The sequence below is a fragment of the Streptomyces glaucescens genome (assembly GCF_002154375.1).
GTDB classification, from domain to species: domain Bacteria; phylum Actinomycetota; class Actinomycetes; order Streptomycetales; family Streptomycetaceae; genus Streptomyces; species Streptomyces glaucescens.
On sequence record NZ_MUND01000445.1, the window covers coordinates 1 to 8,732 of the forward strand.

The 8,732-nt window shown below is 72.1% G+C and carries 7 protein-coding genes; 5 read left to right on the forward strand and 2 right to left on the reverse strand.

What is annotated here, in order from left to right:
• The coding region (locus tag CCN42_RS26715; RefSeq protein WP_245877470.1) for an NADase-type glycan-binding domain-containing protein at nt 1-1,052 on the forward strand (1,052 nt) is incomplete at its 5' end.
• Nucleotides 1,053-1,264: 212 nt separating this feature from the next.
• Here the strand turns inward: CCN42_RS26715 and CCN42_RS26720 are convergent.
• Both CCN42_RS26720 and CCN42_RS26725 read right to left on the reverse strand, forming a co-directional pair.
• Entirely contained in the window at nt 1,265-2,131 is an 867-nt protein-coding gene (locus CCN42_RS26720; protein WP_086739429.1) for a lamin tail domain-containing protein, read from the reverse strand.
• A 22-nt stretch (nt 2,132-2,153) separates the two neighbouring features.
• On the reverse strand, nt 2,154-2,765 hold the full coding sequence (locus CCN42_RS26725; RefSeq protein WP_086739431.1) for a hypothetical protein: 612 nt from the start codon (nt 2,763-2,765) through the stop codon (nt 2,154-2,156).
• Between the two features lie 811 nt (nt 2,766-3,576).
• Here CCN42_RS26725 and CCN42_RS26735 point away from each other — a divergent pair.
• The 4 genes from CCN42_RS26735 to CCN42_RS26750 all read left to right on the forward strand — a co-directional run bounded on the left by CCN42_RS26735 (nt 3,577) and on the right by CCN42_RS26750 (nt 8,719).
• Nucleotides 3,577-5,145 carry an NHL domain-containing protein gene (locus tag CCN42_RS26735; RefSeq protein ID WP_245877471.1) on the forward strand — a complete coding sequence of 523 codons (1,569 nt, stop codon included), beginning with the start codon at nt 3,577-3,579 and terminating at the stop codon, nt 5,143-5,145.
• Nucleotides 5,146-5,314: 169 nt separating this feature from the next.
• Nucleotides 5,315-6,400, forward strand: a complete 1,086-nt coding sequence (locus CCN42_RS26740; RefSeq protein ID WP_086739438.1) for a hypothetical protein — start codon at nt 5,315-5,317, stop codon at nt 6,398-6,400.
• Nucleotides 6,393-8,045, forward strand: a complete 1,653-nt coding sequence (locus tag CCN42_RS26745) for a polyprenyl synthetase family protein (protein ID WP_245877472.1) — start codon at nt 6,393-6,395, stop codon at nt 8,043-8,045. Before CCN42_RS26740 ends, CCN42_RS26745 begins: the two co-directional genes overlap by 8 nt.
• Complete coding sequence (locus tag CCN42_RS26750; RefSeq protein WP_086739435.1) at nt 8,042-8,719, forward strand: hypothetical protein; 678 nt, start codon at nt 8,042-8,044, stop codon at nt 8,717-8,719. The genes CCN42_RS26745 and CCN42_RS26750 overlap by 4 nt, the downstream gene beginning before the upstream one ends.
• Nucleotides 8,720-8,732: the final 13 nt, after the last annotated feature.

The following is an 8,732-nucleotide window of genomic DNA, read 5'->3' on the forward strand; positions in this document are numbered from 1 at the left end:
ACCGCGGGGAGGCGAGGGAGCCGAGTGCCGCGACCGCCGCGCGCTCACCCGGAGCCGACGACGAGGAGTCCGGCACCGGCCCCGCCCGGACGGGGACGAGGAGCGCTCCACCCCGGTCCGGCCCGGACGACACCCGCACCGAGCGCCCCGCCCGCGCCGGCACTCCCGCACACCGCCCGGCCACCGGCGACGGCGAGGCCCCCGACCCCGGAACAGCCCTTCCCACGGGGCCACGGCCACCGTCGGCCCCCACCCCCGACGCGCCGGCGCCGGAACCCGTGCTGCCCGTACAGCCCGCGAGGCCGGTGGCCCCGCGTCCCGTCGTACGACCGGTGGCGGTGCCGGACGAAGGGGCGGGCGTGCCCTGCCCCGCCTGCGGTGCGCTCAACTCGCCGGACCGCCGGTTCTGCCGGCGCTGCGCGACCGTGCTGAACCCCACCGCGAAGCCCGCCCCGCTGCCGTGGTGGCGGACCATGTGGCCGCTGCGCCGCCGGGTGCGGGCCGGTTCGGGCCGGGCGGCGCGCCTCCTGGTGATCCTGGCCGTGCTGGCGGCTGCGTGCGCGGGCGGCCTGCTGCTGCTGCCCGCCGGACGTGCACTGGTCGAGGACACCCGGGACAAGATGAGCAAGGCCAAGCCCGTGACCCCCGTGACCGTCGAGGCCAGCGCCGAAGTGCCCCGGCACCCGGCGACGAACACCACGGACGGTCTGAGCAACCGCTACTGGGGCGCGCCGGCACCGGGCGCCTCGGTCACCTACACCTTCCGCAAGCCGTTCCGCCTCGTCGACCTGATCATCACCAACGGCGCGTCCACGTCCCCCGAGTCCTACCCCCACCAGGCACGCGCTCTCCGCCTGGACCTGGAGGTGACGACACAGGACGGCGAACGCCACCACAAGGAACTCACCCTCAGCGACAAGCCGGGCCCGCAGACGTTCCCCACCGGCATCAGCGACGCGAAGACGATACGCCTGACCCTGCGCTCACCCGCCGGCCTCACCCGGGGCCGCCACCTGGCCCTGGGGGAGGTGGAGTTCTTCGCCCGAGGCTGAGCCCGGGACACGGCACGGAACACGGTGTCCGAAGGCCCCGGGCCGAGATCGGCCCGGGGCTTTTGCACTGGCGCCCCGGCAGGATGCGAACCTGCGACACCCGCGCTGCGATGTCTGTCCGCCGGCAGGGGGCCTCGTTCACCCCCGCCCGTGCACCGGCGGGGACCGGTGAGGGACGCGTGGCCTCACCGGTCCGTCAGGGGCGTCAGGGCTTACGGCGCTCCGGCCCTGTTGAAGCCCTTGTCCAGGTAAAGGGACTGATCCACGACGAAGCCGTCGTCCGCGACCAGGCGGGCGATGCCGCCCTGGTCCCGCCAGACCTCGTTGGAGGTGCTGAAGGAGAAGCCGCCGTACTGCGGGTGGGTCTCGTTGGTGTAGACGCGGTAGCGCTGGCCCGGCTGGATGACCGTCCCCGGGGGGAAGGGGAAGGCGTACCCGGTGGGCTTGGCCTCCACCTTCCAGCCGGTCAGGTCCTGAGGAGCGCCGCCCTTGTTGAAGATCTCGACGTACTCGTCGGCCTGGCCCGTGCTCGTGCCCTGGTAGCGCAGGCCGGAGATGATCACGTCGGGCTCGTCGAGCGTGAACATGCAGACCACGTCGGCGAAGTTGATGCCGTCCTCGGGGCTGCGGAACTGCCGGACGATCGCGCCGTTGCGCATGAACCCGCTCAGCACCGCCCGGTACTGCTTGCCGCCGACCGTGACGGGCTGGGGGTGGACGAAGGTCTCCAAGTCGACCAGGTCGTCGTCCGCGGGACTGGTGCCCGTGCTGTTCGGTGTCTCGTCGTGGTGGAAGCTGAAGCCGAGGTCGGTCGTGCTGCCGTCCTCGAACATGACCTTGATGGTGAGCTGGACGGTGAACCGGCTCGGGTTGACGGTCGTGGGCTTGTTGCGGTGCACGAAGGTACCGATGACGAATTCGGTGCCGTCGAGCTGGACGTCCGCGGCATCACCGCGGAACTGGTACCCGCTCTGGCTGCCGGCGCTGCCCCACTGGATGTAGTCGGTGCCCAGGCCGGTGACCGGTGAGATGCCGGGATTGGTGGACGTGAAGACGCCGGAAGTGACGACGGTGGTCATGATGTCCGATTCCTGCTCTCTCTCAGTCCTCGTCCTCGATGACCTCGGCCTTGAGCCTGGCCGGGGGTGCCGTGCCGATCTGGGCGACACCGTCCGTGCGGCGACCGAGGGCGGCTTCGTCGACGGCTTCGAGACCGCAGGTGTAGACGATGCAGTCCTTGTCCTGGTCGCTCGTGTTCAGGTGCACGTGGTAGGTGAAGGTCAGGGTGCGCCCGTCGTCACTGACCTTGGCCTGTACGGGGGGCAGGCTGCCGCCCGTGGTCTGGTTCATTCGCTTGTACTGGGCGCCCACCGTGCCGTTCCAGCGGAAGCCGGTGGGGGCGGTGAAGACGTGCTCGCGTTCTCCGGCGTCGACCGTCTCGCTCCAGTTGGGCGTGCGGACGCAGATGTTGATGGTGGTGCCGAGGCCCCCGGGAGCGTCCTCGACCCCGCCCTCCTGCCACACCACGAGGTCGAGCTTCTGGGCACGGCCCTGCTCGTAGCCCCAGTCGTAGCCGTTCGCGTAATGGTCCTTCTCGCCGCGCGCCCCGTCCCGTGGCGGGTCGGCATAGGGCTTTCCGGCGAGCGCATCGGCGCGTCCCTGTTCCTCTCCCCGCTTGTAGGCGTCCCTCTTGGTCTGCACGTCGGTGGTCATCTTCTGGTCCTCCTGGGGCTGTGATCGAGGCGCGTGACGGGAAGGGACGCTCAGGTGCGGGTCGCCCCGGCCCGCAGAAGGCGGGCAGGACCCGGCACTGCCCGCCGCGCGTTCACCGAAGGCGGAGTCTCATGGGGAAACTGCGTCCGCCAGGCGGAACGCAGGACGCACGACGCTGCCTGCGGCTCGAGCGGGGCGCTCGCACAGGCATCGCGGCACGCACCGGGCTGTCACCCGGGTCCATCGTGGGCCCTGACCTGCGGGCGGCATACCGCTGTTCCCCCATTTGGAATGCCGAATCGGTTCTGCGTCACTTGTTCGAGTGCAGTTGAGGCAGACAGGAGCGCGGAGTGCAGAGCGGAGCGCGGCAACCCGCCCCCTGCTCACGGCGCCTGCCCCTCCTGTCCGTTCCTGTGCGCCCTGGGCCGTGCGTCCTGGGCCGTCCGCCCCGTGCCCTCCGCGTCCGCCCGCACAGATCCCGTCGCCGTCCGTTTCGCGCACTTCTCCCTCGTGCGGGTGGCACCCTCGGTGCGCTGCTCCTGAGGCGCCCGTTCGGCCGGTATGCAGGGGAGATGGCAACGACCGCTCGGAAGGAGACGGGAATGCGGGAGACGAGGCCGTGCAGGTCGGAGGTGGCGGGCACCATCGAGGTCCGACCGCGCGCATGCCGGCTGGGGACGACGTGACGGCCAGGACCGCGGCGCGGCGGCGCCCGCCGGATGCGCCGGAGGCGGGCGGACCGCCGGCAACCGTCGCGGGTAACGGCACGGCCGGGTTCTCCGGGGACGGCGGACCCGCAGAGGAAGGGCAGTTGGCCTTCCCCGCGGACGTGGCCGCGGGGGGCGGAGCGTTCTTCGTCGCCGACCATGCCAACCACCGGATCCGCCGGATCGACGGCGACGGCACGCTGACGACGATCGCCGGCGACGGACTGCGCGGCTTCGCCGGGGACGGAGCCGACGCGGCTCGCGCCCGCCTCGGCTTCCCGTCCTCGCTCGCCGTCGCGCCGGACGGAGGCGTGCTCGTCGCCGACGAGATGAACCACCGGATCCGTCGGATCGACCCCTCGGGGATCATCGACACCATCGCCGGAGACGGGTCCCGCACCGGCGACCACGGCAACGGCGACGGCGGCCCCGCCGACCGCGCCCGGCTGGACGCCCCGTGCGCCGTGGCCGTGGACGGCGCCGGATCGGTGTACATCGGGGAAGCGGGCAGTCGAAGCGTGCGCCGGATCGACGGCGACGGCGTCATCGGCACGGTCGTCGCGGCAACCGGACGGATCGGTGGTTCCGGTGCGGCCGACGCCGGCGAGGCGTTCCTGCCCGCGGGCCTGGCGGTCGACGCAGCCGGGCAGTTGTACATCGCCGACCCGCCGGGGCGCCGGGTGCTGCTGCTCGGCTCGGACGGCGCGCTCCGGGTACTGGCGGGACCGCCGGACGGGGGCGACGGCGCCACGGCGGTCGACTGGAGCGCACCGTGCGCGGTGGCGGTCGACGGCCAGGGCGCGGTCCACGTCGCCGATCTGAACGGACACCGGGTGTGGCGGCTGGCCGACGGAGCGGCCCGGGTCGTCGCGGGGCCGGACCCGGCAGCCGGCGAGGCGGCCGACGCTGTCGCCGGCACCGTGCTGAGATACCCGTGCGGTCTCGCCGCGGATCCGGCCGGGCGGCTGCTGGTGGCCGACAACTTCCACCACCGGATCGCGGCACTGCCCCTCACCGTCGCTCCCTCCCTGGACCTCGATCCGGAAGAGGGCGAGAAGCCAGTACCGGAGCAGGAGCTGGAACCGGAGGGGGAGCTGGAACCGGAGGGGGAGCAGGAACCGGAGGGGGAGCAGGAACCGGAGGGGGAGCAGGAACCCGAACGGGAGCAGAAACCGGAGCGGGAACCGGAACCGAATCGCGGAGCCGGCAGCACTCAGGATGGCGACGGCGGTCCCGTGACCGTTCAGACCGCCCGGCTGCTGGTCCGTCAGGAGGTCGGGCTCGAAGTCCCCCGCGGCGGCAGCGAGTTGATCCACGTACGGATCTCCTCCACCGACCCCTGGGCCCCGGGACGGGTGGAGCACCACTTCCGGGCTCCGACGGGCTTCGTCTTCGACGGCCGGGTGACCAGCGCGTACTACCGCGCGGATCGCACGGTGCTCCCTGGTGGGGAGCCGACGGGGACGGTCCGGGACGACGGCAGGTCGCTGACCGTCACGGACGAGCCCCGCCTGAACATCCCCGGCCACCCGGCGGCGGCCCTGATCTACACGCTCGGCGTCCGGGCCCTGGGCGACGCCGCGCCGGGCCGGTACACCGACGGGAGGGCGGTGATCGCGGGCCGGCCGGAGGAGCGCCTGAGAGCAAGCGTTCTCGGAGACGACGAGGACTGACGAGGGCAGGCATCGAGACCGAAGCCGTCCGTGGCGCACCACCCGCCATGGGCGGCTCTTTGCGACCTCAAACCCTGAATGCGGAAGTAATCGTTTCTGTGCTCCCAGGCCACCCTCTCGGTGGTGACGGATTGCAACTCTTTAGCAACGTTGAGTTAGCGTTCGAAACGTGTTCACGCCCACCCTTCCGAGGCTCGGCCCTCCGGGCCCTTTTCCGCGCGCCCCGCTTGCCCATCCGCTCGACCGCAAGTGGCTGCACTACGCGTTCCTGTCCCGGTGCGGCAGGCAGGCGCTCATCGCGAACCTGTCCGTCCTGGGGTCCTCCACGGGCGCGGTCCTCGCGGACCCGGGCGCCCCGGCCACCGGGCGCCGCAGCGGCACCGGCACGGCGGCCGAGGGGCAGCACATGGCGATCCTGCTCGCCTACGAGGAGGGGCACGGCTGGAGCGCGACGCAGTTCAACGCCGAACAGCCCGACCTGCCCTGGTCGGCCTTCCGGTTACCGCATCCGCACGGCGAGCCCGGCACGTTCCGGGTGGCGGCCCGGTCGGCGGCGCCGGCAGCCGATGTACTGCTGACCCGGACCAGCAGGCCCTGCACCTCCCAGTGCGCTCCCTTCGGTGAGGACGAGCATCTGCGCTGGCAGTCGGAGCCCGGTGTCCTGGGCACCGGCACCCTGAGGCACGGCGACGGCACGGCCACGGAGACGGACCTGCTCGGCTACCACGAGCGGGTACGCGGACGCTGGTCCTGGACCACGCTCGGCGGCTGGGTGTTCGGGTTCGTCAACGACCCGTCCGGACCGGCCGATGCCGCACCGCCCTCGGCGGTCGTCTTCACCCTGATCCAGCCCGTGTATCCGGCGGACGCGGCCAACGGCTCGGTGATGCTGTGGCGCGACGGACGCATGATCCGTCACTTCCCGCGGCGCAACCTGAGGGTCGCGGTCAGCGGCAGCCTGGACCGCGACCGGGTCGCGATGGTGCCGCCGCTGGCGGACATGCTGGGAACCCCGCCCATGGCCGCGGTGCCCGGCCGACTGCTGATCACCGCGCGGCTCGGCGACGACCGTCTCGTCCTCGACTTCCGCTCGCGTACGGCGGGCCGGATCGCCAACCCGTCGGAGACGAGCCTGCACCCGTTCAGCGTGCACGAGACCCTCGGCCCGTGCACCGTGGAAGGCCGGATCGGCGGGCGCCGCATCGGCTTCCGCACCGAGGGCATCGTGGAGTTCGCCGGGGGTGCCCATGACTGAGACCGTCCCCGCCTTCACCGGTGCCCGGCTGCTGGACGAGACCGTCATCGCCCTGTCCGACCGGGCACCGGCCATCCTCGCCGCCGCCGCCGACCAGTTGCGTGGCATCCGACTCGGTCTGCACTTCAACGACGGCAGCCACGCCACGCTCACCGCACGGCACAGCCGTATCGTGGTCGACCAGGACCGCTGCCCGGACCCCGACGTCGAGGTCGTCTTCGACAACCGGGCCCTGAACCTGCTGTTCGATCTCCAGCGCCCGCCCGTCGATCAGGTCCTGTCCGACAGCCTGGACGTCCGCGGCTCCCAGGAGGACACCCTCGCGGTGTGGCGCGCCTTCACGCTGCTGTCCCAGCGCGCGGCGGGACTGCGCAGCATGCAGGAACTGTGGGGCGTCTACCGGGAACGGGCCCCGCACCTGTGGGGCAGTGCGACACCCGCCGCCCTGGTGCCGGCAGCAGAGCCGGCCGACTGGACGGCGGTGGACTTCCTCGCCCGGCGCTCCCCCGAGGACGCGCCGGCAGCCGCGGCGCTGATCGGCGACACCACCGTACGGGCGCCGCGGCCGTTGTGGGACGGCCGTACCAGCACCAGTTGGTCGCTGGAGGACACCGTCCGTGACGCGGACCTGCTGGAGACCATGCGCCGGTGCCGGGCCCGCACCAACGAGGAGATCGAACGGCTGCTGCCGGACCGTGAGCCGCGCGCCGAGCTGTACGACCTCATGCGCTCCTACCCCGCCCGCCAGGGCAAGGGTCTGCGGCCCACACTGACCGTCGCCGCCTGCGCCGCCTTCGGCGGACGTCCCGAGGACGCCGTACGGGCAGCCGCCGCGTTGGAGTTGTTCCACAACGGCTTCCTCGTCCACGACGACATCGCCGACGAGTCCACCCACCGGCGCGGCCTGCCCACCATGCACGAGGAACACGGCCTCGGCCTGGCCGTCAACGTCGGCGACGGGCTGAACCTCCTCGCCGTCGACGCCGTCCTCTCCAACCTCGAGACGCTCGGACTGGCCCGCACCCTCGGTCTCATCCACGAGGCGATCCACATGTGCCGGGAATCCATCGAGGGCCAGGCCATGGAACTGGGCTGGATCCGCCACGAGGTCGTCCCGGAGGGAGACGACGCCTACTTCACGATGAGCACCAAGAAGACCGGCTGGTACACCTGCATGAGCCCGTGCCGCATCGGGGCCGTGTGCGCCGGGGTCACCGACCCGGCCGTACTGGGCCGGTTCGACGAGGCGTTCCGCCTGATCGGCATCGCCTTCCAGATCCAGGACGACATCCTCAACCTCGTGGGGGAGGAAGCCCTCTACGGCAAGGAGCCCCTCGGCGACCTGCTCGAAGGCAAGCGCACGGTGATGCTGATCCACCTCTTCCGCACCGCCTACGCCCACGAGCGCCCCCGCCTCCTCGACGTCCTGCGGCAGCGCCGTACCGACAAGACCCAGCAGCACGCCGAGGAACTTTTCGCCACCATGCGACGGTACGGCTCCATCGAATACGCCACCGACCTCGCCGACCGGCTCGCGGCCGAAGGCATCGCCCGCTTCGAAGAAGACCTCCAGATCATCCCCGAGAACGAGGGCAAAGCCGTCCTGCGGCAGATCGCCCACTACGTCACCTCAAGGCCACTGTGACCACCACCGCGACTCCGCCTCCGCCGGCCGGCGCCACCGGCCCGCTGACCCCCACCGACCACCGGGCCTTCGCCTTTCTCGGCCAGGTCAACAGCAGTCTCCGCCAGTGCCTGTGCACCCTCGCCCGGCACGGCGTGGCACTGCGCCGCCACACCCCCGAACGCGCCCGCCTCCTGCTCGACACCGTCCGGCCCTGGCCCCTCTACAAGGGCGGCCAGTTCCTCTTCGACCTCATGGAGTGGGAGGACCTCATGGTCGACGGCGACCCCCCGCCCGTGATGCCCACCGAGCGGATCGTCTCCGCCTGCACCCTGCCCGTGCAGTTGCTCGCCGCCGCCACCGCGGAAGCACCCGGGGCGACGAAACTGGTCCCCGGCCAGCGCACCACCGCCGCCCTCGACCTCCCCCTGCGCCTGCTGACCTCCACCGCCCGCACCACGCTCCTGAGCGCCGCACAGGACCTCACGGACCTGCTCGGTACGCCCACCCCCCGGGCCGAGACCGACGACGACACCGGACGCACCGCCGCCGCGGAAACCGGCCCGGAGGGCACCGACGCCGAACTGCCGCCCCTGGAGGCCGGTTTCTACCTCTACGAGGACATCGCCATCGGCACCCTCGCCGTCCTCGGCCCGCTTCTGGCCGACCACGCACCGACCGACCCCGCCCCCTAGGCCGTGTCCGCAA